The organism is Catellatospora tritici, from assembly GCF_019083965.1.
GTDB classification, from domain to species: Bacteria; Actinomycetota; Actinomycetes; order Mycobacteriales; family Micromonosporaceae; genus Catellatospora; species Catellatospora tritici.
On record NZ_JAHRCY010000007.1, the window covers coordinates 130,620 to 156,544 of the forward strand.

Below are 25,925 nucleotides of genomic sequence, written 5' to 3' on the forward strand. Positions count from 1 at the left end.
TCACACCTCCTTCTCGGTCGAGGCCGGAACGGTCTCGCGCTCGGCCGTCAGGCGCTTGGCCCGCGGGCTGACCGGAACCTGCAGGTCCATCGGCGGGAGCGGGAAGCTGCCCTCGGGACGCTCGGCCACCTGCTCCTGCACCGTCTTCGGCTCCTCCTCGGCCTTGGCGGGCCAGAACAGCGCGAGCAGGATGATCACCGCGAGCGGGACGCCGACGAACATCAGCTTGTCGGTGGTGCTGTAGGTCGACTTCTGCGCCACCTTCAGGCCGGCCAGGGCCAGGATCCACACCAGGTTGACCGGGATGAGGACCTTCCAGCCGAACCGCATGAACTGGTCGTAGCGAAGCCGCGGCAGCGTGCCGCGCAGCCAGACGAAGACGAACAGCAGCAGCAGCACCTTGATGGTGAACCACAGCAGCGGCCACCAGCCGGAGTTGGCCCCCGACCAGATCGTGAGCGGCCACGGCGCCCGCCAGCCGCCCAGGAACAGCGTCGTGCACAGCGCGGAGACGGTCACCATGTTGATGTACTCGGCCAGGAAGAACAGCGCGAACTTCAGCGACGAGTACTCGGTGTGGAAGCCGCCGACCAGCTCCGACTCGGCCTCGGGGAGGTCGAACGGGGCGCGGTTGGTCTCACCGACGGCCGAGATCGAGTAGATCACGAAGCTCGGCAGCAGCAGCAGCGCGAACCAGCCCGGGGTGGGCAGCCAGCCGAAGGCCTCGCCGCCGTGCGCCTGCGCGGCCACGATCCCGGAGGTGCTCATGGTGCCCGCGGTCATGAAGACCGCCACGAAGGACAGACCCATCGCGACCTCGTACGAGATCAGCTGTGCGCTGGAGCGCAGACCGCCCAGCAGCGGGTAGGTCGAGCCCGACGCCCAGCCGCCCAGCACGATGCCGTAGATGCCCATGCCGGAGCAGGCCAGCACCAGCAGCACCGCCACCGGGATATCGGTGAGCTGCATCGGCGTCTTCACGCCGAAGATCGACACCATCGGCCCGAACGGGATGATCGCGAACGCGGTGAACGCGCAGACCGTCGAGATGACCGGCGCGATGAAGAAGACGATCTTGTCCGCCTTGAGCGGCATGATGTCTTCCTTGAACGCCAGCTTCAGACCGTCGGCCAGCGACTGCAGCAGACCGAAGGGCCCGTGCCGGTTCGGGCCGGGACGCACCTGCATCCGGGCCACCACGCGGCGCTCGTACCAGATGGTGAACAGGGTCATCACCACGAGGAAGACGAAGACCGCCAGGACCTTGATGAGGACGATCCACCAGGGGTCCTTGCCGAAGTCCTCCAGCGTGGGGTCACCACCGAGCGGAGTCAGTGGCGGCACGTCGGACAAAAAGGAGAGGATCATTTCTTGGTTCCTCCGCTCACGGTCACCACCGCGCCGGCGGACACGCCAAGCGTGCGCCGCAGGGTGGAGCCCGGCGAATTGGTCGGCAGCCAGACGACGTCGTCGGAGATCTCGGTGAGTGCGGCCGGCAGGGTGATCGCACCCCGCGCGGTCCCGACCGTCACCGGGTCGCCGTCGGCGACGCCCAGCGCGGCGGCGCGGGCCTTGGACAGGCGCACCACCGGCGGGCGGGCGGTGCCGGCCAGCACCTCGTCGCCGTCGGTCATGCTGCCCAGGTCGATGAGCTGCGCCCAGGTCGCCAGGATGGCCTCGCCGTCCTTGAGCGACGGGCCCGCCGCACCCACCTCGGCCGGAGCCGCCGGGCGCGGCGCCGCGGTCGCGGGCAGGCTGCCCAGCTCGCGGCGTACGGCGAGGACGTCGCCGACGCCCAGGGTCACGCCGAGCTGGGACGCCAGGGCGTCGAGCACCCGGCCGTCGGTCAGCTTGGCCCCGGTGTTCGGGGTCTCCAGCGCCTGCTCGAACGTGCGCAGGCGGCCCTCCCAGTTGACGTACGAGCCGGACTTCTCCGCGTCGACGGCGACCGGGAAGACCACGTCGGCCTTGCGGCTGACGCTGCTCATCCGCTGCTCCAGCGAGACCAGGAAGCCGACCTTGTCCAGCGCCTCGTCGGCGGTCCTCGGGTCGGCCAGGTCCGACGGGTCCACGCCCGCCACGACCAGCGCGCCCAGCTTGCCCGCCGCGGCGGCGGCCAGGATCGCGTCGGTGTCCCGGCCGGGCTTGCTGGAGACGACGCCCGCGGCCACGCCCCAGGCACCAGCCAGTTCGGCCCGCGCGGCGGCGTCGCCGACCGGGCGGCCGCCCGGCAGCAGGTTGGGCAGGCAGCCCGCGTCCACGGCGCCCCGGTCACCGGCACGACGCGGCACCCAGGCCAGCTTCGCGCCGGTCCGCGCGGCCAGCGCCGCCGCGGCCGAGAAGCCGCCACGCACGGTGGCCAGCCGCTCGCCGACCAGGATCACGGTGTTCGGGTCGACGCCCTCGAGGTTGCCCAGCACCGCCGGTTCCGCCCCGGGCACGCACTCGACCAGCGAGGCGCCGGCCTTCTCCGCGCCCCGGGTCAGGAACGGCGCCACCGAGGTGACCTTGAGCTTGCTCTTCGCCGCCGTCTTGCGCAGGCGGAGCAGGACGATCGGGCTCTCCTCCTCCGGCTCGAAGCCGACCAGCACCACGTGCTTGGCCTGCTCCAGGTCGGCGTAGGTCACCCGGGTCTCGCCCACCACCGACGAGGCCAGGAAGTCGGCCTCCTCGGCGCTCAGCGGCCGGGCCCGGAAGTCGATGTCGTTGCTGCCCAGCACCACGCGGGTGAACTTGGCGTACGCGTAGGCGTCCTCGACGGTCAGGCGACCACCGGTCAGCACGCCGACGCCGTACGCGCCGTCGCGCGCCACGCGCAGGCCCTCGGCCGCGACGCTCAGCGCCTCGGTCCAGGACGCCTCGCGCAGCTCACCGGTCTCGGCGTCGCGCACCAGCGGGGTGGTGAGCCGGTCGAAGGCGGTGGCGTAGCGGAAGCCCCACCGGCCCTTGTCACAGTTCCACTCCTCGTTGACCTGCGGGTCGGCCCCGGCCAGGCGGCGCAGCACCTTGCCGCGACGGTGGTCGGTGCGCTGGGCGCAGCCCGACGAGCAGTGCTCGCACACGCTCGGGCTCGACACCAGGTCGAACGGCCGGGCGCGGAAGCGGTACTGCTCGCTGGTAAGAGCCCCGACGGGGCAGATCTGGATCGTATTGCCGGAGAAGTAGGAGTTGAAGGGCACGTCGCCCGACTCCGGCTCCTCCTGGTCGTAGGCCATCTCGTCGATCGTGCTGTGGTCGCGCGGGTGACCGAAGGCCGCGTCGCGGTAGATGCCGATCTGCTCGGCCGAGGACCGGTCCATCAGGTCGATGAACTTGTCGCCCGCGATCTCCTCGGAGAACCGGGTGCAGCGCTGGCAGAGCACGCAGCGCTCGCGGTCCAGCAGCACCTGCGAGGAGATGTTGATCGGCTTCTCGTACTCGCGCTTGTGCTCGTGGAAGCGCGACTCCGGGCGGCCGACCTGCATCGCCTGGTTCTGCAGCGGGCACTCGCCGCCCTTGTCGCACATGGGGCAGTCGAGCGGGTGGTTGATGAGCAGCAGCTCCATCACACCCTCCTGCGCCTTGCGGGCGACCTCGGAGGTGAGCTGCGTACGCACCACCATGCCGTCGGCGACGGTCTGGGTGCAGGAGGCGACCGGCTTGCGCTGGCCCTCGACGTCCACCAGGCACTGGCGGCAGGCGCCGGCCGGGGCCAGCAGCGGGTGGTCGCAGAACCGCGGGATGTCGATGCCGAGCCGCTCGGCGGTCCGGATGACCAGCTCGCCCTTGGGCGCGACCACCTCGATCCCGTCGATGGTCAGCTTCACCGTGTCGGTGTGCTTCTGTACTTCCTGGCTCATCAGTGTGCTCCCGCCAGGGCGGCGGCGCTGAGCTTCGGCGCCGTACGGCCTTCGATGTAGTCGAGGTAGTCCTGCTTGAAGTACTGCAGCGACGAGGTCACCGAGCTGGTGGCGCCGTCACCGAGACCGCAGAACGAACGGCCCAGGATGTTGCCCGCGGTGTCCAGCAGCGTGTCGAGGTCCTCGAAGGTCCCCTCGCCGGACAGGATCCGCCGGTAGACCCGGACCATCCAGTAGTTGCCCTCACGGCACGGGGTGCACTTGCCGCACGACTCGTGGTGGTAGAACTCCAGCCACCGGTAGGTCGCGTAGACCGGGCAGTCCTGGTCGCTGAAGATCTGCGTCGCCGTGGTGCCGAGGATGGAACCGGCCGCCGCGACGGACTCGAAGTCCATCGCCGTGTCGATGTGCTCGGCGGCCAGCAGCGGCGTCGAAGACCCACCCGGAGTCCAGAACCGCAGCTGGTGACCGTCCTGCATGCCTCCGGCGAGCTCGATCAGCTCGCGCAGGGTGATGCCCATCGAGCACTCGTACTGGCCCGGGTTCTTGATCCGGCCGGACAGCGAGTAGATCATCGGACCGGACGACTTCTCCGTGCCCATCGTCTTCCACCAGGCCGCGCCACCGAGCACGATGTACGGCACGCTGGCGATGGTGCCGACGTTGTTCACCACGGTCGGGCTGGCGTAGAGGCCGTGCGTCGCCGGGAACGGCGGGCGCAGCCGGGGCTGGCCGCGGAAGCCCTCCAGCGAGTCCAGCAGCGCCGTCTCCTCGCCGCAGATGTAGGCACCCGCGCCGGAGTGGACGACCAGGTCCAGGTCGTACCCGGTGCCGAGGATGTTCTTGCCCAGGTAACCCGCCTTGTACGCCTCCTGCACCGCGTGGCGCAGCCGCCGCGCGGCGTGCACCGCCTCGCCGCGGATGTAGATGTAGGCGCGGTTGGCGCGGATCGCGTACGACGCGATGATGACGCCCTCGACCAGCGAGTGCGGGTCGTGCGTCATCAGCGGCAGGTCCTTGCAGGTGCCCGGCTCACCCTCGTCGGCGTTGACGACCAGGTAGTGCGGCTTGCCGTCGTTCTGCGGGATGAAGCCCCACTTCAGACCGGTGGGGAAGCCCGCGCCGCCGCGACCGCGCAGGCCGGAGTCCTTGATCAGGGCGATCAGGTCGTCCGGGTGCACGGCCAGGGCCTTGCGCAGGGCCGCGTAGCCGTCGAGGCGCTCGTACACGTCCAGGCGCCACGCGTCCGGCGACAGCCAGCGCTTGGTGAGGACGGGCGTGAGCTTCTCGAGTACGGACTTGCTCGGGGTGGTCACTTCGCCGCCTCCTTCGAGGGAGTCGGGATGGGCGTGTTGATGTCGAAACCGGCCGGGCTGATCCCGTGCTCCTGCGCCAGCCGCAGGCCGCGCAGGGTGGCGTCGCCCGCCGGGCCGTCGGCGACCGCGCCTTCGCGCTCGTCGGCGAAGCCCGCCAGCTGCAGCGACATCTCCTTGAGGGTGCACAGCCGGGCGCCGCGGGTCGGCATCGGGCGCTTGCCCGACTTGAGGCCCGCGGCCAGCTCCAGCGCGCTCTCCGGGGTGACCCCGTCGAAGAAGTCGTAGTTGACGGTGAGCACCGGGCCGTAGTCGCACGCCGCCAGGCACTCGGCGTGCTCCAGCGTGATCTTGCCGTCCTCGGTGGTCTCGTCGTGGCCGACGCCCAGTGCCTGCGACAGCTCGTCGTAGACGGCCTGGCCGCCGAGCACGTTGCACATGGTGTTGGTGCAGACACTGACCAGGTAGTCACCGGTGGGGCGGCGCTTGTACATGGTGTAGAACGTCGCCACCGCGCCGACCTGGGCCTTGGTCAGGCCCAGCTGCTCGGCGCAGAACGCCACGCCGTTCGGCGACACGTAGCCCTCGACCGACTGCATCAGGTGCAGCATCGGCAGCAGCGCCGAACGCTGCTTGCCCTCGGGGTAGCGCGCGATGATCTCGCGAGCACGCTCCAGGGTCTCGTCAGTGAAGACGTCCGTCTTCGGCGCTGTCATCGGTCACACCCACCCATCACCGGGTCGAGGCTGGCCCCGCCCGCGATCACATCGGCCAGCAGGCCACCCTCGGCCATCGCGGGGATGGCCTGGAGGTTGACGAAGCTCGGCTCCCGGAAGTGCACCCGGAAGGGCCGGGTGCCGCCGTCGGAGACCACGTGCGCGCCCAGTTCGCCGCGCGGTGCCTCGATCGGCACGTACACCTGGCCGGCGGGGACCCGGAAGCCCTCGGTGACCAGCTTGAAGTGGTGGATCAGCGACTCCATCGACTGACCCATGATGTGCGCGACGTGCTCCAGCGAGTTGCCCAGGCCGTCGTTGCCCACGGCCAGCTGCGCCGGCCAGGCGATCTTGCGGTCCTCGACCATCACCGGGCCGGGCTTGAGCCGGTCCAGCGCCTGCTCGACGAGCTTCAGCGACTCGCGCATCTCGGCCAGGCGGACCAGGTAGCGGGCCCACACGTCGCCGTCGGGCTGCGTCGGCACGTCGAACTCGTACGTCTCGTACCCGCAGTACGGCATGGTCTTGCGCAGGTCCCAGGCCAGGCCCGAGCTGCGCAGCACCGGGCCGGTGATGCCGAGCGCCACGCAGCCGGTGACGTCGAGCACGGCCACGCCCTTGGTGCGGGCGGTCCAGATCGGCTGACCGGAGAGCAGGTCCTCGTACTCCTTGATCCGCTTGGGCATGAAGCCCAGGAACTCGCGGATCTTCTTGACCGCCTCCGGGGGCACGTCCTGCGACACGCCGCCGGGCCGGACGTACGCCATGTTCATGCGCAGACCGGTGATCATTTCGAAGATGTCGAGGATGAACTCACGCTCACGGAAGCCGTAGATCATCATCGAGAGCGCGCCGAGCTCCATACCGGTCGTCGCCAGCCACACCAGGTGGGAGGAGATCCGGTTGAGCTCCATCATCAGCACGCGGATGGTGGTCGCCCGCTCGGTGATCTGGTCCTCGATGCCCAGCAGCTTCTCCACCGCGAGGCAGTACGCCGTCTCGTTGAAGATCGGGGCGAGGTAGTCCATCCGGGTCACGAACGTCGGACCCTGCGACCAGGTGCGGTACTCGATGTTCTTCTCGATACCGGTGTGCAGGTAGCCGACGACGGTCCGGGCCTCGGTGACCGTCTCGCCCTCCATCTCCAGCACCAGCCGGAGCACGCCGTGCGTGGACGGGTGCTGCGGACCCATGTTGACGACGATGCGCTCGTCGTGCAGCGGGTCGTGGCCCGAGACGATGGAGTCCCAGTCGCCACCGGTGACGGTGAAGACCTTGCCCTCGGTCGTCTCGCGCTCCTGCGCGTAACCAGCGTTGCTGCTGCTCATCGGTATGACCTCCGCGCGTCGGGCGGCGGGATCTCGGCGCCCTTGTACTCGATCGGGACCCCGCCCAGCGGGTAGTCCTTGCGCTGCGGGTGGCCGTCCCAGTCGTCCGGCATCAGAATCCGGGTCAGGTTGGGGTGGCCGTCGAAGATGACGCCGAACATGTCGTACGCCTCGCGCTCCTGCCAGTCCGCGGTCGGGTAGACCTCGGTGACGCTGGGCAGGTGCGGGTCGGCGACGGTGACCGCGCACTCCAGGCGCAGGCGGCGGCGGTACGTCATCGAGGTCAGCTGGTACACCACGTGCAGGCGGCGCTCCTCGCTGATGTAGTCGACGCCCGACACCGAGGAGCACAGCTCGTAGCGCAGCGACGCGTCGTCGCGCAGCACCCGGCACACCTCGGCGATCTTCGCCGGGACGATGTGCAGGGTCAGCTCGCCCCGGTCGATCACGATCCGCTCGATCGCGTCCCCGAACTCCGGGTACGCCTCCTCCAGCGCGTCGACGATCTCGTCGAAGTCGCCACCCAGCGGACGCTGCGCCTCCAGCACCACCGGCCGCTTGCGGACCAGGCCGCCGAAGCCGGACGTGTCACCGGAGCCGGAGACCCCGAAGAGGCCTTCAGGTTGAGTCATCGGTTGCGCTCCATCCACTTCTCGATGCGCAGCTGCTCCTCGCGGCCCTCGGCGGCAGCCTGCTCCCACTCGTGGCGCAGCTGCTTGTTGTACCGGTAGCTGGAGGGCATGGCGCCCGGCGCGACGACCGGCTTGCCCTCGCGGGCCTCCTTGGCGGCCAGCATCTTGCGCCCACCGGCGCCGAGCGGCTCGGCCAGGATCTTGTCGTGCAGCTTGAGGATCGCGTCGAGCAGCATCTCCGGCCGCGGCGGGCAGCCGGGCAGGTACATGTCGACGGGCACGACGTGGTCGACGCCCTGCACGATCGCGTAGTTGTTGAACATGCCGCCGGAGGACGCGCAGACACCCATCGAGAGCACCCACTTGGGCTCGGGCATCTGGTCGTAGATCTGGCGCAGCACCGGGGCCATCTTCTGGCTGACCCGGCCGGCCACGATCATCAGGTCGGCCTGGCGGGGCGAGGCCCGGAAGACCTCCATGCCGAAGCGGCCCGAGTCGAACCGGGCCGCACCGGTGGCCATCATCTCGATGGCGCAGCAGGCCAGGCCGAAGGTGGCCGGCCAGAAGCTGGCCTTGCGAGTCCAGTTGACGAGCCCCTGGACGGTGGTGAGCAGCACCCCGCTCGGGAGCTTCTCTTCGAGTCCCATGTCAGTCCCAATCCAGGCCGCCGCGACGCCACACATAGGCGTACGCGACGAACACCGTGCCGATGAACAGGAGCATCTCCACGAAGCCGAAGACGCCCAGCATGTTGAAGCTGACGGCCCACGGGTAAAGGAAGATGATCTCAATGTCGAAGACGATGAAGAGCATCGCGGTCAGGTAGAACTTGACCGGGAAGCGTCCGCCGCCGACCGGCTGAGGGGTCGGCTCGATGCCGCATTCATAGGCGTCCAGCTTCGCCTTGTTGAAGCGACGGGGTCCGATGAAGGGTGCTGCCGCCACCGAGAAGAGCCCGAAGGCACCGGCGAGCGCGAAGAGCCCCACAATCGGCACGTACGCGGAGAGCGACACTTGCCTGCGTCCCTTCCTCTGGTTTAAGCCGGCCTGTTTCGCCTGCTTGCGGTACTCGTAAGATCCTCGCGCGGCGTTCCGCTACACAGCGGGTGCCACGCGGGACAGGGCATTGATGATGCGGTCCATCGCGTCGCCACCGCGCGGATCGGTCAGGTTCGCCAGCAGCTTCAGCACGAACCGCATCAGCGTCGGGTGCGGCATGCCGTGCTTGGTGGCGACCTTCATGACCTGGGGATTTCCGATCATCTTCACGAAGATCCCGCCGATGCGGTAATAGCCGCCCAGCCGCCGCCTGAGCTCGGTGCCGTACGCGTGCAGCGCCAACTCCCGGGCCTGACCGGCCGGGCGCGCCAGCGCCTGGATGATCACCTCGGCCGCCAGCTGGCCCGACTCCATCGCGTACGCGATGCCCTCGCCGTTGAAGGGGTTGACCATGCCGCCGGAGTCACCCACCAGCACCAGGCCGCGGGTGTAGTGCGGAACGCGGTTGAAGCCCATCGGCAGCGCCGCGCCCAGGATCTTGCCGTCGGCATTGGCCTCGTCGTTCAGGCCCCACTCCTCGGGGGTCGCGGCCAGCCAGTCGGTGAGCATGGTGCGGTAGTTGGTCTGCTGGTAGGCCTTGGACGAGTTGAGCACGCCCAGGCCCACGTTGACCCGGCCGTCACCGAGACCGAAGATCCAGCCGTACCCGGGCAGCTGCGCGCTGCCCGCCTCCCGGCTGCGCAGCTCCAGCCACGACTCCAGGTAGTCGTCGTTCGCCTTGGCCGGGCAGTGGTAGTAGCGGCGCACCGCCACGCCCATCGGCCGGTCCTCGCGCTTGGCGATGCCCAGCGCGAGCGGCAGCCGACCGGAGACGCCGTCGGCGCCGACCACCAGGTGCGCGCGCAGAGTCTGCACGCCGGAGGACGTCTTCACCTCGACGCCCACCACGCGGCCCTCGGCGTCGAGCACCGGGCCGGTGACGTTGTGGCCGGTCCGCAGGTCGGCACCGGCCGCGACGGCACGCTTGGCGAGCATGTCGTCGAAGTCCATCCGGGTGCGCACCAGGCCGAAGTTCGGGAAGCTCGCGAGCTCGGGCCAGTCCAGCTCCAGCCGGACACCGCCGCCGATCACGCGCAGGCCCTTGTTGTGCAGCCAGCCCGCTTCGGGGCTGACGTCGACGCCCATGTCGATCAGCTGCTTGACCGCGCGCGGGGTGAGTCCGTCGCCGCAGACCTTCTCCCGAGGGAACTCGGTCTTCTCCAGCAGCAGGACCTTCGCACCGTGTTTGGCAAGGTGGTATGCGGCGGCGGAGCCCCCCGGACCGGCACCTACGACGATCACATCCGCATCGACATCGGTCGGTGTCATGCTCACCTCCACCTCGGCCTTAACGCTCGTTCCGGGCTCGTGAAAGTCTTCACAAGCCAGTCCGGCGTGCAGTCTAGAACCGCGCCGAGATCCCCTAGTGGTTAGGTGACCCTAAGTGGCTGGTGGAGACGGGGGCGCAGCTATTTCCGATATATCCGGGCACCCCCGAACTTCGAAAATCCACATCCACCCCTATTAAATGGTTCCTGACCTGCATGCATTACTCTTCGTGCTCGCAGCCCACCCCCCTCTGGAGCGTTCCGTGCACGTCACCCCCGGGCACCGCCGTGCCCTGCGCCTCGGCGCCGTCGCCATCACCCCACTGGCCGCGGCGGTGTTCGGCCTCACCAACGCCGGCTTCGCCGAGCCCACGCCGACCCCGGCCGCCGAGGCCGGCAGCGGTGCCGCGGCCGCCGCCGCGACGTCGCGCGACATCGCGCTGACCGCGAGCCCGCACCCGGCCGAGATCCAGGTCGGCAAGACCGCCGAGCTCACGCTGACCATCGCCAACCGGGGCACGGCTGACGCCAAGGAGCCGTACTACGGGTTCCTGACCACGCCCGGCGTCGAGGTCGTCACCAAGCCCGCCGAGTGTGTCAAGTTCGACCTCGACGACCTGCCCGCCACGGCCACCGCCACCCAGGAGGTCGCCGAGCCGGACGTCTATTTCGACTGCGAACTGGCCTCGCTCAAGGCCGGGGCCACGGCCACCCGGAAGGTCACCGTCAAGCTGACCGAGAACGCGGAGAACTTCGTCTTCGCCTTCGCCGACGACTGGGCGTACGAGAGCGTCGACCAGGCGGACGACAACCCGGACAACAACTACGACGAGGTCGCGGTCCGTCCTGCCAAGGCAACGCCCACCCCGACGCCCACCGCGTCGGCCAGCCCACGCCCCACGGCGTCGGCCACGCCGACCGCCGGCGCCAGCCCGAGCCCCAGCCGTACCGCCGGCCCGAGCCCCAGCTCGAGCTCCAGCCCCAGCTCGAGCGCCAGTGCCAGTGCCAGCCCGACAGTGACGGCCAGCGCCAAGCCGTCGGCGACGCCGAGCAAGAGCACCACCGCGTCCGCGAGCCCGTCGACGTCCGCGACGTCGTCGCCCTCGGCCACGGGCACCGCCACTGCCTCCACCTCCACCGGACCGGTCGCGGATGACGGCAACAGCGGAACCGGCGGCGACCTGCCGAAGACCGGTTTCAGCGCCGTCACGGTCGCGGGCGCCGGAGCCGCGGTCGTCCTGGGCGGCGCCATGCTGGTCCTGCTCGGCCGCCGTCGCCGCGCCTGACCGGCCCGCCGTCAGTCGACGTCGACTGATTGAGGCATAGAAGGGCACCTTCTTCTCCGTACCACGAGAAGAAGGTGCCCTTCTTTACGTGTCGGTGGGCTGCGGCGGCTCGGGGTCGGGTGGCGGCGACGGCTCGTGCGCGGCCCGTGCCGCCCGCCTCGCCGCAGCTCGGCGGCGTGCGGCCGCCTCCAGATCCGCCACGCGAACAGGGGCTTCCCCGAAACCCCCGCCCAGCGGCCCGATCACCGCACTCTCCTCGTACCCCATACCCCGATCGTGGGCCGCGGGGGTGAGGCAGGGTGCAGTTTCGGGGAAAGTGCACGAATTCCGCTCATGATTCGCGCAGTTTCCCCGAAACTGCACGACGCGACGCACGACGCGACGCGCGGTGCGTGGTGCGCGGCGCGGCGCAGGGCGTGGGGGGCGTGGGGCGTGGGCGCGGACCGGGCGCGACGCGGCGTGGCGGAAGCGGGGCGGGGTGTCAGGGGCGGGTGGCGCGGTGCAGCGCGACGACACCACCCGTGAGGTTGCGCCACTTCACCTGGGACCAGTTGTTCTCGCCGATGATGGCGGCGAACTCGCGCTGGTCGGGCCAGGCCCGGATCGACTCGGCCAGATACACGTACGCGTCGGGGTTGCTGGCCACCTTGCGCGCCACCGCGGGCAGCGAACGCATCAGGTACTGCAGGTACACGGTGCGGAAGGCGCCGTTGGTGGGGTGCGAGAACTCGCAGATGACCAGGCGGCCGCCGGGCTTGGTGACCCGGGCCAGCTCGCGCAGCGCCGCCGGGGTGTTGGCCACGTTGCGGATCGCGAACGAGATGGTGACCGCGTCGAAGGTCTCGTCGGCGAAGGGCAGCGCCAGCGCGTCGGCTGCCGCCAGCGGCACGTGCGGCCGGGTGCGCCTGCCCACCCGCAGCATGCCCAGTGACAGGTCGGCGCCCACTACGTACGCTCCCGAACGGGCCAGCTCCTCGGTCGAGACGCCGGTGCCCGCGCCGAGGTCGAGCACCTTCTCGCCCGGCTTGAGGTCCAGGGCGGACCGGGTGGCGCGCCGCCACGACTTGTCCTGGCCGAACGACAGCACCGAGTTCGTCTTGTCGTACTTCTCGGCCACGCCGTCGAACATCGCGGCGATCTCGTTCGGCTCTTTGTCCAGGTCTGCGCGCGTCATGGCGTCACTCTGCCAAACCGTCGCGACGCCTCGGCAGCCGGCTCACCCAGACGTCCGCCACGACACTTCGGCGACCGTGGGCTCAGCTGCCTTCCTCGGTGCCGCGCCGCAGCAGGTACACGGCGACGGCCAACACGATCAGCCCCACCAGCACCGCGACCAGAACGATGATGATCAGCGTACGGCTCGCGCTGCCGAGGCCCGGATCGGCTGACGGTCCGGTCGCCACCGGGGCGGCCGGACCGACGGGCGCGGACTCCGGCGTGGCGTCGCTCGACGGCGCCGACGTGGGTGCCGCCGAGGCGGCGGGTTGCGTGCTCGAACGAGCGGGCGCCGAGGTGGTCGGGACCGGGGACGACAGCGGGGTGGACGACGCCGCCGGACCGGGGTCGTTGACGAGCAGCGGCACCTGGTCGTTCGCCCGGTTCGGGTCGCAGGAGCAGGTCACCTTCAGCGACCCCCGGCCGGTGACCGGGCCGTCGATCCGCACCTGGACGGCCCGCCACAGCGGGGTGCCGTCCGGCTTGACCCCGGTCCACGGCCCGACCGTGTAGCACTCGGCCGTGGTGGAGTCCTCGCGCAGATTGCAGTCCACGTCCTCGAAGCCGCCCACGAAGCGGGTGCCGGGCGGAGCCGTGTAGTCGAACCGGACCCTGGTGGCCGTGCCGAGCTGCTCCGGGCCCAGGTTCGCGATCGACACCTCCAGCGCGACCACGCTGTTGACCTTGCCGACGGCCGGTCGCGCGCCCACGGCCAGATCCGAACCTCCCGTGGCGTACGCCGGGAGCACCGGCAGCAGCATCGCGGCCGACGACCCGAGCACCGCCGCCCATCCCCACTTGATCACCAGTGGACCATAGGCAACCGTCGCTGCCCGGGACATGGGCTGATCGACCGATACCCGCCGGGACCGGCTACTCGTCGTCCCCGTCGCCTTCCTCGTCGTCGCTGTTGCGCCACAGGTAGACCGCGAAACCGAGCCCCGCCAGCGCCAGCGCCACCGCCACGCCGCCGATCACGAACAGCAGGTCGACGCCGGAGTCGTCCTCGTCCGGCGGCGTGGATCCGTCCGTGGCCGTCACCGTGGCCTCGGTCGGCACGGCCGGGATGGGCTCGCTCGGTGCCACGCTGGGCGAGGCCGAGGGCGAGGGCGACCTGGCGGCGGTGGGGGAGGTCTGCGGACCTGGCTTGGGTGCGGGCGGGTTGTTGCCGTTGAGCACCAGGGCGGTCCGGTTGTTGCGCGAGTATGGATCGCAGGTGCAGCTCACCGAGGCAGACCCGACAGAGCCGATCTTGCCGACGACCGTCAACTGGATGGTGCCCCACACCATGGGACCGCCGGGCTGCACGTCCTTCCACTGCCCCAACCGGCTCAGCGTGCACACTGCCCTGGTGTTCTGGGAGTAGAACTGGCAGCCACCGTCGCCGGAGTTCACCGATGCGGGGACGAGGCGTGTGCCGCGCGGGGCCTGCAGGCTCAGCCGGGCGCTCGACGTCGGGGCGTCCGGGCCGTAGTCGACCAGGCCCAGCCGCATGGTGACCGTGTCGCCGAGCTTCACCTCACGCACCGCGTACGACCGCAGGGCAAGGTCCGCCTTGCTCGCGGCCCAGGACGGCAGTGCCGCCCCGAGCACCAGCACGGTCGCCGACAGCAGCACGGTCGCGGCCCGCGCCGCCAGAGACGTTCCCCGTTCACGCACGCGTGGACGATAAACAGCGGCAACCCACCGGAAAATGGGCTGATCGGTCACAACGGCCGACCGCTACTCCGTTCGGTCACGGCGCCAGACGTACACCGCACCGCCGAGCCCCGCCAATGCGAGCACCACGATGCCGATCCCGGCCAGCAGGACCAGATCCGGCCCCGACGAGGCCGGCGCGGCAGTGGGCACGTCGACTCCGGTGATCGGGTCGGACGAGGGCTCCGGCATCGACTCGGTCGGCTGCACCTCGCTCGGATCGGTCGGCGACGCGGCCGCGCTCGAAGCGCGGGCAGACGCGGCGCGCGACGGTCGCGGCGATGCCGACGACTGGACCGACACCGACGGTTTCGCCGACGGAGACGCCGTCGGACCCGGCCTCGGCGGCCTCGGGCTCCCGCCGTTCAGCACGAGGTCGACCCTGTTGTTCCCGGCGTACGGATCGCAGGTGCACGACACCTCGGCCCAGCCCTTGGTGTCCGGGCCGATCTCGGCAGTCGCCCTGAAATCGATCCAGCCCATCCGGCTCGATCCGGCGGTGACGCCTTTCCACTGCTCCAGCGGGTACAGGCGGCACGACATTCTCGTATCGGACTCGCTGAACTCGCACGGTGGCGAGATGGGCTGAACCGAACTGCGCACGATGTAAGTCCCCGGCGGCGCCTGGACCTCCAGCATGCCCGACCGTGACGTCTCCGAGTCCGGCCCGAAGTTGTAGAGGGTCAACGGAATGGTCACGGTCTCGCCGATCGCGACACCGGTGACCGCGCGCGACCCCAGCGCCAGGTCCGCCGTCCCGTCGGCCCAGGACGGCGCCCCGGACCCCAGCAGCAGTGCCGCCATCGACAGCAGGACGGCCGCGCCCCGCGCGGCCTGAAGCGTTCCCCGTCTACGCACCCGTGGACCATAGGCAACACCGCCCGACCGGCGGATGGGCCGATCGGGCGGATCTTGGCGAACGCGGACCCGGCTAGCGTGCCTCGACCAGCGGCAGGGTCTTGCCGACGCCGCCGCCCGGGATCGCGATCGACGAGAAGTGCGAGGTGATGCGCTCGTCGGTCGGGTCGTCGGCCGGGGTCCAGTGCACGTTGAGGTGGCGGTAGAGCGTGTCGCGCTGGGCGGGAATGCGCCCGGCGGTGCGGATGAGCTGCACCAGGTCGACCAGGTTGGACCGGTGCTTGGCGCCCGCCGAGGAGATGACGTTCTCCTCCAGCATGATCGAGCCGAGGTCGTCCACGCCCATGTGCAGCGCGAGCTGGCCCACGTCCTTGCCCGTGGTGAGCCAGGAGGCCTGCAGGTGGTTGACGTTGTCGAAGAACAGGCGGGCCACCGCGATCAGGCGCAGGTATTCCAGGGTGGTCGCCTGGGTGCGGCCCTTGAGGTGGTTGTTCTCCGGCTGGTACGTCCACGGAATGAAGGCGCGGAAACCGCCGGTGCGGTCCTGCACGTCGCGGATCATCGTCAGGTGCTCGATGCGCTCGGCGTTGGTCTCGCCGGTGCCCATCATCATGGTGGCCGTCGACTCGACGCCGTGGCGGTGCGCGACCTCCATGACCTCAAGCCAGCGCGCGCCGGACTCCTTGAGCGGGGCGATCGCCTTGCGGGGCCGATCGGGCAGCATCTCGGCACCGGCGCCCGCGATCGAGTCCAGACCCGCGGCCTTGATCCGGATGACGGCGTCCTCGATCGACACACCGGAGACCTTCGCCATGTGCAGGATCTCGCTGGGCCCGATCGAGTGGATCATCAGGTCCGGGTACGCCTGCTTGACCGACGAGAACAGGTTCTCGTAGTACTCCACGCCGTACTCGGGGTGGTGGCCGCCCTGGAGCATCACCTGGGTCGCGCCGAGCTCGACCGCCTCGCCGCAGCGGCGCAGGATCTCCGCGGTGTCGTGGGTCCAGCCCTCGGCGTGCTTGGGCGCCCGGTAGAAGGCGCAGAACTTGCACGCGGTGACACAGACGTTGGTGTAGTTGATGTTGCGGTCGATCAGGTACGTGACGATGCCGTCCGGGTAGCGCCGCCGCCGCACCGCGTCAGCCGCCTCCCCGAGCGCGTGGAACGGTGCCTCGGTGTAGAGCAGCAGCGCCTCCTCGGCGCTGATGCGGCCGCCGTCGGCGGCCCGCTGCACGATGCTGTCGATCTCCCGGTTCGCAGTCACGTCCCCGAGGGTATCGGGTCGCCGAAGTCCACGGCACGGCCGGTCCGCAGGCAGGTCACGAGCCAGTCCGCCCAGGCCGCCGTGGTACGGGCCGATTCGATCCCCATGAGCAGCACCGCGTAGTTGCCGAACCCGGGATGGCCCGGATGGTCGTGACCTGCGTCTCGCAGCATGGCCGCCTCCCGCTCCCACTCGCCGAGCAGGTCGCGCTGGCGGGCGGCGACGCCGCCGTACAGGTCGGCCATGGCCACCGGGTCGGCACTGTTGGCCGCGTACGCCTTGAGCACGGTTTCGCTGCGCGGGGCCACCACCGGCGGCCTTACCAGCCACTCTCGCAGGGCGGCCAGCCCGCTCGGGGTCAGCGTGTAGGTCTTCTTCGTGCGGGGCCCGGGGCCACTGCCCTCGACCACCTCGACCCAGCCCGCGGCGGCCAGCCGGGCCAGCTCCGGGTAGATCTGGCTGTGCCGGGCGGTCCAGAAGTGGCCGATGGGGGACTTCATCCGCTGGGTCAGCTGGTAGCCGGTGGCCGGACCCCGGGTGAGCAGCGAGAGCAGGGCGTAGCCGAGCGCCGAACCGGACACCGATGCCGAATCGTCACCGTCGCGCGCCCGCATCGCGTCTCCTCACTATGTAACTTCTGACATGTCGACTCTGACATAGGGGGATTCACGTGAAACACATCGCCGTGCTGTTGACCCTCGCCACCGTACTCACGGGCTGCGCCGCGACGGGCACGCCTCCCGAGACCGCGCCGAGCCCGGCGGTCAGCCTGCCGCCGGAGCACCCGGGGCCGGGCGACCACGACCTCGCCCTGCTGCACGACGGGGTGCGGCGCGACTACCGCCTGCACGCCCCGCCCGACTGGACCCCGGGCACCACCCTGCCGCTGGTGCTGGTGTTCCATGGCCAGCCCGGCAAGAGCGCGGACGCCGAGCAGACCAGCAAGCTGTCGCCAGTGGCCGACGCGAAGGGCTTCCTCGTCGCGTACCCCCAGGGGTTCGGCGATCGCTGGAACACCGCGCGCTCAGGCGGCGCCGACGACGTCGGCTTCATCGGCGCGCTGCTCGACCACCTGGTCCGCGACTGGGGCGCCGACCCCAAGCGGACCTACGCCACCGGCTTCTCCAACGGCGCGGCCTTCACCTACCGGCTCGCCCGCGACCTGCCCGGGCGCTTCGGCGCGCTCGCACCGGTCAGCGGTCGGATCGAGACCGAGCCGGACAACGCGGCACCACTGGCGCCGCCGATCCCGCTACTCACCTTCCAGGGCAGCGTGGACCGGTTCGCCGGTTCCTGGCCCGGCACCAACAACCAGTGGCGGCGCCTGGCCGGCTGCGGCGAACCAGCGGTGCACACCCTGACCGGCCCGCACGGCAAGGCCCACCGATACACCGCGAGCTGCGGCAGCGGCACGGAGCACGTCGTCTACAGCGTGATCGGCATGGGCCACGAGTGGCCCGACGGGGGCGCTCACCCGGTAGACGCGAACACCCTCATCTGGGAGTTCTTCCTCACCCACCCCCTGCCCTGAGGGTAAGGAAGGGCACCTTCTTATCGCTTTGCGATGTAGAAGGTGCCCTTCTTGACCATCGTCGGGCGAGGCGTCGTGCACACCCGGTCGGCCCAGTCGAGCGGCGCGACCGAGGTGCGGCGGCGTGCTGTAATCGACGCCGTGAATCGCCGTACCGCCATTTTCGCCGCCGGCCTGGCGGTCGTCATCGCCGCCGGTTATGGAATCTACGTCTGGCAGCACAACCGGCCACCGTTCGAGGCCGTCGACATCCATCCCGTCGCCGTGGTTGAGCCGCTGGAAGACTCCGCCAAGGACCGCGTTCACTACCTGCAGCCGGGCGGACCCGAGTTGGTGGGCGGCGAGGGCCATCAGATGCTGCGCGGGGAAGTCACGTGGAAAGTGCTTCCCGGGCTGAGTTCGAATTGGCACGAGGACGGCTGGTTCGAGATCGTGATCGTGGACAAGCGCTCGAATCTGAAACCCTCGTATGTGGTGGGGACCTCGGCCAGCGGACTCAACGTGGTATCCGGTGACGACGGTGTCCTCATCCGGGTCGCGGAGAAGTATCCGTGGCTTCGAGGGGCCGGTGGTGTCAAGGTCGGCGAGAACCGCTGGCACGCCGGCGGTCTCACGCTCGCCACAGCCCCGGCGGCGGGATCGGTGCAGTTCCTCGCGCACTTTCCGCAGATCGAGGGCGAGGAGCGGCGATACCTCGCATCCGCTCCGATCGCCCAGTCCGACATACTCATCGCATTGGTCTTCATCGGCTCCGACCGACAGGTCTACTGGGCGGAGCGCCTCTACGGCTGACGCGCTCCTACCAGAGTGCCCCTGCGCCACCGGCCCGCCCGACAGCCAGCCAGCCAGCCGGGCAGGAAATGCGCAGGTCTGCGGCGACAGCGCCGGACCACTCCAGCTACATACCGCGCACATGACTGCGGGCTAAGCGTCGAAGTCCAGCGCGATCTCGTCGCTGGTCGGCGACGACTGGCACGTCAGCACGTAGCCGGCGGCCAGCTCCTCGGGCTCCAGGGCCCAGTTCGCGGCCATCTCCACCGAGCCCGACACGACCTTCGCCCGGCAGGTCGAACAGACGCCACCCTTGCAGGCGTACGGTAGCTCGCCGCGGTGCCGCAGCGCGGCGTCCAACACCCGCTCGCCGCGCTCCATCGCGAACTCGGTCGACCGGCCGTCCAGCACGATGCGTACGCCGACCGTCCCCCCACCCGCCGCGTCGGCGGCCGGAGGCGGCGGCTCCTCGGCGTGGAACAGCTCCACGTGCGCCCGCCCGATCGCGCCGACCGCGGCCAGCGCCTCGCGGGCCGAGCGCACCACGCCCAGCGGCCCGCACAGGAACCACTCGTCCACCTCGGCCAGGTCGAACGCCTTGAGCAGCGCCGTGGTGCGGTCGGCGTCCAGCCGCCCCGACAGCAGCTCGCTGGGCTGCATCTCCCGCGACAGCACGTGCACCAGCTGCAGCCGCCCCGGGAAGCGGTCCTTCAGGTCGGCCAGCGCGTCGGCGAACATCACCTCACCCGCGCTGCGGTTGCCGCACAGCACCGTGAACGTGCTGCCCGGCTCGGTCGCCAGCGCGGTGGCGACCAGCGACAGCACCGGCGTGATGCCGGATCCGGCGACGATCGCGCCGTAGCGGCGGGTGCGGGCCGGGTCGAGTTCGGTGGTGAACCGACCCAGCGGCGGCAGCACGGCCAGCGTCTCGCCGGGTGCGAACTCCTGCGCCCGGGTGGAGAAGGCGCCGCCGGGCACCCGCTTCACCCCGACCGTGAGCAGGCCGTGTTCGCGCAGGTCGGCGGGCGTCGAGCAGATCGAGTACGACCGCCGCTCGGTCTCGTCCAGCCGCACCGTCAGGTGCTGCCCGGGACGGAACGCGAACACCTCGCGCAGCGGCACGGGCACCGCCAGGGTCAGCGCCACCGCGGACGGGGTCAGCTGCTCGACCGAGGCCACGGTCAGCTCATGGAATGTCGTGCTCACGGCTCACAGCTTCTTGATCGCGTTGAACGGTTCCAGGCAGCCGTGGCAGCGCCACAGCGATTGGCACGGCGTCGAGGCGTACCGGCTGAGTTGCACTGTCACCGGACCGCTGGCGGCTGTGCCACCTCCGGCACAGTGCGGACACGACGGGGTGCCGCCTTCGCCCGGCGCGGCGATGCCCGCGCGGTGCAGCGCCGCCCACCCCGACTCGGTGATCATGTCGGTGGACCAGGCCGGGCTGAGCACGGTACGCACCCGCGCATCCGGGTACCCGCCCGCGGCCAGCGCCGCCCGGACGTCGTCGGCGATGGCGTCCATCGCCGGGCAGCCCGAGTAGGTCGGCGTGATGACCGCGGTGACCCGGCCGTCGGCGCCGGACTCCACGCCGCGCAGGATGCCCAGCTCGGCGATGGTGATCACGCGCAGTTCCGGGTCGGGGACGGCCCCGGCCAGCTCCAGCGGATCGCGCAGCGCGGTCGTGTTCACCAGGTGGCTCCCGGGTGCGCGCGGTGCAGCGACTGCATCTCGGCCAGCAGGTAGCTCAGGTGCTCGGTGTGTTGCCCGAGCCGCCCGCCCGACGGGGTCCACCGGTCGGCGGGCCGGGTCAGCGTCGCCTGCGCCAACACCGGCTCGACCAGCGCCAGCCAGCGCTCGCGGATACCCTCGGTCAACTCGTGCGCGTACGGCCACAGCGCGTCCAGCGCGTCCTGCATCCGGCGGTGCGACTCCGGCGTGCCGTCACCGAGCCGCACCACCCACTGCGAGGCGTGGTCCAGGTGGTACGTCGACTCCTTGACCGTCTTCGCCCCGATCGCCGCCGCCAGCTCGTCGCCGGAGGCGGCCAGGTCGGTGTAGCGCAGCAGCTGCGCCGCCGACAGCAGCAGCAGCCAGGCGGTGGTCCAGCCGAAGTCCAGGTCGCCCCGGGCCGGGCCGAGCGGCAGCTCCACCAGCAGGCAGTTGCGGAACTCGTGGTCGCCGCGCAGGTATGCCAGGTCGTCCTCGGTGCGCGGCGGGTCCAGCCGCTCGCCCACCGCCGTCAGCAGCAACCGGGCCGCGCCGAGCTGGTCGAGGGCGATGTTGGCCAGCGCCACGTCCTCCTCCAGCGTGGGCGCGCGCGACACCCACTCGGCCAGCCGTTGCGCCGCGATCAGCGCGTCGTCGCCGAGGGCGAGCAGGTCGGGGTGGGTGCTCACAGGTGCGCCACCCCTTCGGGCAGCTCGTAGAAGGTCGGGTGCCGGTAGATCTTGTCGGCGGCCGGGTCGAAGAACGGGTCCTTCTCGTCCGGGCTCGACGCGGTGATCTCGGCAGCCGGGACGACCCAGAGCGAGACGCCCTCCTGGCGGCGGGTGTACAGGTCACGCGCGTGCCGCAGCGCCATCGCCGCGTCGGGCGCGTGCAGGCTCCCGACATGGGTGTGCGCCAGCCCGCGCCGGGGCCGTACGAACACCTCCCACAGTGGCTCCGCGCTCATGCCGTCACCAGTTCCTTCCGCTTGCTCTGCTGCTTGGCCGCGTACGCGGCGGAGGCCTCGCGCACCCAGGCGCCGTCGGCGTAGGCGCGGTTACGGTGCGCCATCCGCTGCCGGTTGCACGGACCGTCGCCCTTCACCACGCGCATCAGCTCGTCGAAGTCGGGCGAGGTGTAGTCGTAGTGGCCGCGCTCGTCGTTCCAGCGCAGGTCCGGGTCGGGCAGGGTGAGGCCGAGGATCTCCGCCTGCGGCACGCACATGTCGACGAAGCGCTGGCGCAGCTCGTCGTTGGAGAAGCGCTTGACCTTCCACGCCATCGACTGCGCGGAGTGGGTGGAGTCGGCGTCGGGCGGGCCGAACATCGCCAGCGACGGGTACCACCAGCGGTCCACCGCGTCCTGGGCCATGGCCCGCTGCTCGGGCGTGCCCTGGGCGAGCACGTACAGCGACTGGTAGCCCTGGCGCTGGTGGAAGGACTCCTCCTTGCACACCCGGATCATGGCGCGGGCGTACGGCCCGTACGAGCAGCGGCACAGCGGGACCTGGTTGACGATCGCCGCCCCGTCCACCAGCCAGCCGATCGCACCGACGTCAGCCCAGCTCAGCGTGGGGTAGTTGAAGATCGAGCTGTACTTCTGCTTTCCCGTCAGCAGCGCCTGGTCCAACTCCTCGCGACTGACTCCCAGCGTCTCGGCGGCGGCGTAGAGGTACAGCCCGTGGCCCGCCTCGTCCTGCACCTTGGCCAGCAGGATCGCCTTGCGACGCAGCGTGGGGGCGCGACTGATCCAGTTGCCCTCGGGCTGCATGCCGATGATCTCGGAGTGGGCGTGCTGGGCGATCTGGCGGACGAGCCCGGCCCGGTAGGCGTCGGGCATCATGTCGCGCGGCTCGATCTTCTGGTCGGCGGCGATGACGGCGTCGAACGAGGCCGGTCCGTCGAGGGCGCGGTCGGCGGCGGCACGCAATGCCGCCTCCGCCTCTTCCACCTCGCCGAGCAGGCTGTCGGCGCCCGCGACGCCGGGCAGCGGGGTCTCCATGCGGCCAGTGTTACAGCTTGTCGCCGATGCGCGCAACAACTGTCATAAGCAGTGCTATGACCTGGCACGAATGGCCGTCGCGCGGAGCGAACAGTCCTACTGAGGAGTGACCTGCGTCACCCGAACAAGCCGGTTCACGCTTGGGCAAGACCGGCATAAAGGCAGCTCCCAGCGATCCGGCCTACCTTTGACCGCGTTCCGGTGGCCACCCCCGCCGGGACGGGCACCACCCCCTGACAGCGACGTCACCCCCAGGAGCACCCCCATGCCCCGGCGCACACCCTTCACTGCCACGACCACGGCGCTCGGCGTTATGGTCCTGGCAGTGCTGATCCCATCCGCGGCATCGGCCCTCACCGGCTCGGAGGCCAACGTGGTGAGCGCTGTCCCGGCACAGACCCAGCCCGTGGCGAGCCCCGAGCCCGCTTCGGCCACGCCCGAGCCCGCCACCGCGAGCCCGAGCTCCGCCGCCACCCCGTCGGCGAGCCCGAAGGCGACCCGCCCGGTCAGCAACTCGCGCCCGAGCCGGTCCCTGGTCGCCGGGCGGGTGAACCTCGACTTCAAGGGCGACTACATCGGCTGGGCCATGCTCGACCGGCACACCGGCGAGGTCGTCGCCGCTCGGAACGCGAACCAGACCAGCAGTACCGAATCCATGATCAAGATCTGGCTGGTCTCGGACTTCCTGCGCCGCGCCGCCGAGAGCGGCCAGACCGTCACCCCGGACTGGCTCGCCAAGGCCAGCGACGCCATCCGGCACTCCGACGACCGCGCCGCCCAGGCCCTGTACGTCGCCAACGGCAGCGACGAGTCGGTACACCGCATGATCTCCATGTGCGGGATGACCGACACCTCGGCGTACCCGTCCTGGTGGAGCCGCACCCAGATGTCGCCGCGCGACGCGCTGAAGCTGGCCTCCTGCGTCGCCGACGGCACCGCCGCCGGGGCGAAGTGGACCGGCTGGGTGCTGTCCGAGATGCAGCAGGTCGAGGGCAGCACCGCCGCCGCCGACCAGCAGGCCACCCGCGGCGGCGGTCGGTGGGGCATCATCGACGGCGTACCGAGCACTGTCGCCCACACCCTCGCCATCAAGAACGGTTGGACCGCCATCGGCGCCGACAGTAGTTGGCACCTGAACTGCCTGGCCATAAGCGATGACTGGATCATGAGCGTGATGACTCGTTACCCGGTCGAAAACGGCCTGCAGTACGGTGCCGACGTCTGCGCCAGCGTCGCCGGCCAACTCCTGCCGAGAGCCTGACCCCGCTCCCACCCCGCAGCACACCCCCTCCGCACCACACCCCCCGCGCCACCCCCCCAGCACCACCCCTCCGCACCACCCCTCCCCCGGAGTCCCCTCATGACGCAGTTGATGAACCGACGCCGTGCGCTGCTTGCCGGCGGCGCCGGCCTGGCCGCACTCGCCGGTGGCGGCTTCTGGCTGGCCTCCCGCGGCGGGACCGGCACCCCAGAGGCGCTCGGCACGAGCTTCCCGCCGAGCCCGGCGAGCCCGTCGGCGTCGCCCTCGGCCGTGCCCACTCCCAGCCGCGAGGCCGCGGCGGCGGTGCCGGTGCAGCCGGGCAAGCCCGGGGTGGAGCACGCCGCCCTCACCGAATCGACCACCGGCCTGGTCAGCGTCAACACCTCCGGCTGGTGGAGCTGGGCGCTGATGGACCGGCAGTCCGGCCGCATCATCGGCTCGACCAACTTCAACCAGACCAACATGACCGCGTCGATGATCAAGGCCTGGCTCGCCGCCGACTACCTGCGCCGCGCCACCGAGTCCGGTACGACTCCCAGCACGGCCCGGATGAACATGATCAGCACGATGATCCGCGACAGCGCCAACGAGCCCGCCTCCACCCTCTACGCCGAACTCGGCAGGTCGGCGACGATCGGCCGCCTGGTCTCGATCTGCAAGCTCACCGACTCCAAGGCCGGTGACGGCTGGAGCACCACGGCGCTGTCGGCCCGCGACACCTGCCGCATCGCCAACTGCATCGGCAACGGCACCGCCGCGGGTCCCAAGTGGACCAACTGGCTGGTCAACGAGATGCGCCAGGTACGCGGCACCGGCGACTTCGGCATCCGCAAGGCCTGGCCCGCCGCCGAGCAGAAGAACATCGCCATCAAGAACGGCTGGGTCGATCGCCAGGCCCTCGGCTTCTGGACCGTGAACTGCATGGCCCTGGGCGATACCTGGACCATGGCGGTGATGACCCGGCCCCCGCTGAGCAAGCCCTGGAGCATCGGTGGCGACACCGCCAAGTCCATCGCCACCCAACTCCGCACCCGCACCGACCTGGTCTGACTCCACCCGGCCGCGCCCAGCCGCGCGGCGCGGCGCGGCGCGGCGCGGCGCGGCGCGGCTGCAGTTTCAGGGAAAGTGCTGGAATCAAGGCTCGGATTCGCGCAGTTTCCCCGAAACTGCACGCCGCGTGCCGAGGATGTGCTGTGCGCCGAGGATGTCCGGCGTCAAGAAGGGCCCCTTCTACATCGCAAAGCGATAAGAAGGGGCCCTTCCTTACCTCGGGTCAGAGGGGCATGAACTCGGGGCCGTCGGTGGGGAGGGCGGGGACGTGGCCGAGGGCGGCGGCGCGGCGGGCGAACTCGCGTAGGCCGTTGACCTGGCGGCCGCCGAGGGAGAAGTCGAGGACGCGGAAGTACGAGGCCAGGGTGGTGGCGTCGAAGGGCTCCCAGCGGGCCGCCGCCGTGGCGACGTCGTCGAGTTCGGTCAGGCACAGGTCGCGCGAGCGCAGGAACGCCTCGTGCACGTCCTTGACCAGCCCGGGGTGGGCGGCGGCGAAGTCGCGGCGGACGGCCCATACCGCGAAGACCATGGGTAGGCCGGTCCACTCGCGCCAGGCCTGGCCGAGGTCGGTGACGGCCAGCCCGCGGCGGGGGGCCTCGAACAGCGCGCGCAGCGCGACGTCGCCGATGAGCACTCCGGCCTGCGCGTCGAGCAGCATCGAGGTGAGGTCGGGCGGGCAGGTGAAGTAGTCGGGGCGTACGCCGTAACGGTCCTGCAGCAGCATCTGCGCGAGCAGCACGCTGGTGCGCGAGGTGCTGCCCAGCGCGACCCGGGTCTGGTCGAGCTCGGTCAGCGGCACCTGGGAGACGATGTTCACCGAGAGCACGGGACCGTCCGAGCCGACCGCGAGGTCGGGCAGGAGCAGCAGGTCGTCGGCGTTGCGCAGGTACTCGACGAGCGAGATCGGGCCGATGTCGAGGTCACCGCGGACCAGCGAGTCGCTGAGCCGGTCGGGGGAGTCCTTGTGCAGGTCGACGTCGATCAGCGCGCCCGAACGCATCAGGCCCCAGTAGATGGGGAGACAGTTCAGGAACTGGATGTGTCCGACCCGGGGACGCCGCACTGCGCTCATGATCAGGGAGCCTA

At 70.5% G+C, this 25,925-nt stretch carries 25 protein-coding genes and 1 pseudogene; 5 read left to right on the plus strand and 21 right to left on the minus strand.

Annotated features, from left to right (window positions below; all coding sequences use genetic code 11):
• From nuoH to KUA19_RS17665, 9 genes and pseudogenes are all read right to left on the minus strand, one after another.
• Positions 1–1,335 (minus strand): NADH-quinone oxidoreductase subunit NuoH, encoded by a 1,335-nt coding sequence (nuoH, locus tag KUA19_RS17625; protein WP_217397353.1) that lies wholly within the window; start codon positions 1,333–1,335, stop codon positions 1–3.
• 29 nt (positions 1,336–1,364) lie between these two features.
• Positions 1,365–3,839, minus strand: coding sequence for an NADH-quinone oxidoreductase subunit G (locus KUA19_RS17630; RefSeq protein ID WP_217397096.1), 2,475 nt, complete (start codon positions 3,837–3,839; stop codon positions 1,365–1,367).
• A complete protein-coding gene (gene nuoF, locus KUA19_RS17635) occupies positions 3,839–5,155 on the minus strand; it encodes an NADH-quinone oxidoreductase subunit NuoF (protein WP_217397097.1) in 1,317 nt (438 codons plus the stop codon). The genes KUA19_RS17630 and nuoF overlap by 1 nt, the downstream gene beginning before the upstream one ends.
• 26 nt (positions 5,156–5,181) lie before the next feature.
• Positions 5,182–5,868: pseudogene (nuoE, locus tag KUA19_RS17640) on the minus strand (NADH-quinone oxidoreductase subunit NuoE); the annotation flags it as partial.
• Positions 5,865–7,196, minus strand: coding sequence for an NADH-quinone oxidoreductase subunit D (locus KUA19_RS17645; protein WP_217397099.1), 1,332 nt, complete (start codon positions 7,194–7,196; stop codon positions 5,865–5,867). The pseudogene nuoE and the gene KUA19_RS17645, both read right to left, overlap by 4 nt.
• Complete coding sequence (locus tag KUA19_RS17650) at positions 7,193–7,828, minus strand: NADH-quinone oxidoreductase subunit C (protein ID WP_217397100.1); 636 nt, start codon at positions 7,826–7,828, stop codon at positions 7,193–7,195. Before KUA19_RS17650 ends, KUA19_RS17645 begins: the two co-directional genes overlap by 4 nt.
• Positions 7,825–8,475 (minus strand): NuoB/complex I 20 kDa subunit family protein, encoded by a 651-nt coding sequence (locus tag KUA19_RS17655; RefSeq protein ID WP_217397101.1) that lies wholly within the window; start codon positions 8,473–8,475, stop codon positions 7,825–7,827. Before KUA19_RS17655 ends, KUA19_RS17650 begins: the two co-directional genes overlap by 4 nt.
• Position 8,476: 1 nt before the next feature.
• Positions 8,477–8,842: an NADH-quinone oxidoreductase subunit A gene (locus tag KUA19_RS17660; protein ID WP_217397102.1), complete on the minus strand. Its 366-nt coding sequence runs from the start codon at positions 8,840–8,842 to the stop codon at positions 8,477–8,479.
• A gap of 81 nt (positions 8,843–8,923) precedes the next feature.
• On the minus strand, positions 8,924–10,195 hold the full coding sequence (locus tag KUA19_RS17665) for a geranylgeranyl reductase family protein (protein ID WP_217397103.1): 1,272 nt from the start codon (positions 10,193–10,195) through the stop codon (positions 8,924–8,926).
• A 262-nt stretch (positions 10,196–10,457) separates the two neighbouring features.
• Here KUA19_RS17665 and KUA19_RS17670 point away from each other — a divergent pair, with 262 nt between their 5' ends.
• Complete coding sequence (locus tag KUA19_RS17670) at positions 10,458–11,480, plus strand: LPXTG cell wall anchor domain-containing protein (protein ID WP_217397104.1); 1,023 nt, start codon at positions 10,458–10,460, stop codon at positions 11,478–11,480.
• 481 nt (positions 11,481–11,961) lie between these two features.
• On the opposite strand, the gene KUA19_RS17675 is transcribed toward KUA19_RS17670, so the two are convergent.
• From KUA19_RS17675 to KUA19_RS17700, 6 genes are all read right to left on the minus strand, one after another.
• Positions 11,962–12,654, minus strand: a complete 693-nt coding sequence (locus tag KUA19_RS17675) for a demethylmenaquinone methyltransferase (protein ID WP_217397105.1) — start codon at positions 12,652–12,654, stop codon at positions 11,962–11,964.
• An 82-nt stretch (positions 12,655–12,736) separates the two neighbouring features.
• Complete coding sequence (locus KUA19_RS17680; protein WP_217397106.1) at positions 12,737–13,501, minus strand: hypothetical protein; 765 nt, start codon at positions 13,499–13,501, stop codon at positions 12,737–12,739.
• A gap of 67 nt (positions 13,502–13,568) precedes the next feature.
• The gene (locus KUA19_RS17685) at positions 13,569–14,354 is read right to left on the minus strand and encodes a hypothetical protein (RefSeq protein ID WP_217397107.1); all 786 of its coding nucleotides are present in this window, start codon (positions 14,352–14,354) and stop codon (positions 13,569–13,571) included.
• A 63-nt stretch (positions 14,355–14,417) separates the two neighbouring features.
• On the minus strand, positions 14,418–15,251 hold the full coding sequence (locus KUA19_RS17690) for a hypothetical protein (protein ID WP_217397108.1): 834 nt from the start codon (positions 15,249–15,251) through the stop codon (positions 14,418–14,420).
• A 73-nt stretch (positions 15,252–15,324) separates the two neighbouring features.
• The gene (gene mqnC / locus KUA19_RS17695; protein WP_217397109.1) at positions 15,325–16,515 is read right to left on the minus strand and encodes a cyclic dehypoxanthinyl futalosine synthase; all 1,191 of its coding nucleotides are present in this window, start codon (positions 16,513–16,515) and stop codon (positions 15,325–15,327) included.
• Positions 16,512–17,129: a PadR family transcriptional regulator gene (locus KUA19_RS17700; RefSeq protein ID WP_217397110.1), complete on the minus strand. Its 618-nt coding sequence runs from the start codon at positions 17,127–17,129 to the stop codon at positions 16,512–16,514. Before KUA19_RS17700 ends, mqnC begins: the two co-directional genes overlap by 4 nt.
• A gap of 56 nt (positions 17,130–17,185) precedes the next feature.
• Between KUA19_RS17700 and KUA19_RS17705 the strand changes: the two genes are divergently transcribed.
• Both KUA19_RS17705 and KUA19_RS17710 read left to right on the plus strand, forming a co-directional pair.
• Positions 17,186–18,046, plus strand: a complete 861-nt coding sequence (locus KUA19_RS17705) for a CE1 family esterase (RefSeq protein WP_217397111.1) — start codon at positions 17,186–17,188, stop codon at positions 18,044–18,046.
• A 51-nt stretch (positions 18,047–18,097) separates the two neighbouring features.
• A complete protein-coding gene (locus tag KUA19_RS17710; RefSeq protein WP_217397112.1) occupies positions 18,098–18,838 on the plus strand; it encodes a hypothetical protein in 741 nt (246 codons plus the stop codon).
• A gap of 132 nt (positions 18,839–18,970) precedes the next feature.
• On the opposite strand, the gene KUA19_RS17715 is transcribed toward KUA19_RS17710, so the two are convergent.
• Genes KUA19_RS17715 through paaA form a run of 5 tightly spaced genes read right to left on the minus strand, consistent with a single transcriptional unit; the run spans position 18,971 to position 22,528 of the window.
• Positions 18,971–20,023, minus strand: coding sequence for a 2Fe-2S iron-sulfur cluster-binding protein (locus KUA19_RS17715; RefSeq protein ID WP_217397113.1), 1,053 nt, complete (start codon positions 20,021–20,023; stop codon positions 18,971–18,973).
• 3 nt (positions 20,024–20,026) lie between these two features.
• Positions 20,027–20,494 (minus strand): 1,2-phenylacetyl-CoA epoxidase subunit PaaD, encoded by a 468-nt coding sequence (gene paaD, locus KUA19_RS17720; RefSeq protein WP_217397354.1) that lies wholly within the window; start codon positions 20,492–20,494, stop codon positions 20,027–20,029.
• Positions 20,495–20,505: 11 nt separating this feature from the next.
• Positions 20,506–21,216, minus strand: a complete 711-nt coding sequence (paaC, locus tag KUA19_RS17725) for a 1,2-phenylacetyl-CoA epoxidase subunit PaaC (protein WP_217397114.1) — start codon at positions 21,214–21,216, stop codon at positions 20,506–20,508.
• Positions 21,213–21,494 carry a 1,2-phenylacetyl-CoA epoxidase subunit PaaB gene (paaB, locus tag KUA19_RS17730; RefSeq protein ID WP_217397115.1) on the minus strand — a complete coding sequence of 94 codons (282 nt, stop codon included), beginning with the start codon at positions 21,492–21,494 and terminating at the stop codon, positions 21,213–21,215. The genes paaC and paaB overlap by 4 nt, the downstream gene beginning before the upstream one ends.
• Positions 21,491–22,528 carry a 1,2-phenylacetyl-CoA epoxidase subunit PaaA gene (paaA, locus tag KUA19_RS17735; RefSeq protein ID WP_217397116.1) on the minus strand — a complete coding sequence of 346 codons (1,038 nt, stop codon included), beginning with the start codon at positions 22,526–22,528 and terminating at the stop codon, positions 21,491–21,493. The genes paaB and paaA overlap by 4 nt, the downstream gene beginning before the upstream one ends.
• A gap of 325 nt (positions 22,529–22,853) precedes the next feature.
• Here paaA and KUA19_RS17740 point away from each other — a divergent pair, with 325 nt between their 5' ends.
• A complete protein-coding gene (locus KUA19_RS17740) occupies positions 22,854–23,789 on the plus strand; it encodes a hypothetical protein (RefSeq protein WP_308167487.1) in 936 nt (311 codons plus the stop codon).
• 111 nt (positions 23,790–23,900) lie between these two features.
• Positions 23,901–24,839, plus strand: a complete 939-nt coding sequence (locus tag KUA19_RS17745; protein WP_217397118.1) for a hypothetical protein — start codon at positions 23,901–23,903, stop codon at positions 24,837–24,839.
• Positions 24,840–25,062: 223 nt separating this feature from the next.
• Here KUA19_RS17745 and KUA19_RS17750 read toward each other — a convergent pair whose 3' ends face one another.
• The gene (locus KUA19_RS17750; RefSeq protein WP_254549608.1) at positions 25,063–25,911 is read right to left on the minus strand and encodes a menaquinone biosynthetic enzyme MqnA/MqnD family protein; all 849 of its coding nucleotides are present in this window, start codon (positions 25,909–25,911) and stop codon (positions 25,063–25,065) included.
• Positions 25,912–25,925: the final 14 nt, after the last annotated feature.

Bases quoted from the DNA above. Each gene is read 5' to 3' on its own strand.
- KUA19_RS17750 (WP_254549608.1), bottom strand. From the start codon at position 25,911: ATGAGCGCAGTGCGGCGTCCCCGGGTCGGACACATCCAGTTCCTGAAC.
- KUA19_RS17650 (WP_217397100.1), bottom strand. From the start codon at position 7,828: ATGACTCAACCTGAAGGCCTCTTCGGGGTCTCCGGCTCCGGTGACACG.
- paaA (WP_217397116.1), bottom strand. From the start codon at position 22,528: ATGGAGACCCCGCTGCCCGGCGTCGCGGGCGCCGACAGCCTGCTCGGC.
- KUA19_RS17655 (WP_217397101.1), bottom strand. From the start codon at position 8,475: ATGGGACTCGAAGAGAAGCTCCCGAGCGGGGTGCTGCTCACCACCGTC.
- KUA19_RS17675 (WP_217397105.1), bottom strand. From the start codon at position 12,654: ATGACGCGCGCAGACCTGGACAAAGAGCCGAACGAGATCGCCGCGATG.
- paaB (WP_217397115.1), bottom strand. From the start codon at position 21,494: ATGAGCGCGGAGCCACTGTGGGAGGTGTTCGTACGGCCCCGGCGCGGG.
- KUA19_RS17645 (WP_217397099.1), bottom strand. From the start codon at position 7,196: ATGAGCAGCAGCAACGCTGGTTACGCGCAGGAGCGCGAGACGACCGAG.
- KUA19_RS17630 (WP_217397096.1), bottom strand. From the start codon at position 3,839: ATGAGCCAGGAAGTACAGAAGCACACCGACACGGTGAAGCTGACCATC.
- KUA19_RS17700 (WP_217397110.1), bottom strand. From the start codon at position 17,129: ATGCGGGCGCGCGACGGTGACGATTCGGCATCGGTGTCCGGTTCGGCG.
- KUA19_RS17665 (WP_217397103.1), bottom strand. From the start codon at position 10,195: ATGACACCGACCGATGTCGATGCGGATGTGATCGTCGTAGGTGCCGGT.
- KUA19_RS17745 (WP_217397118.1), top strand. From the start codon at position 23,901: ATGAACCGACGCCGTGCGCTGCTTGCCGGCGGCGCCGGCCTGGCCGCA.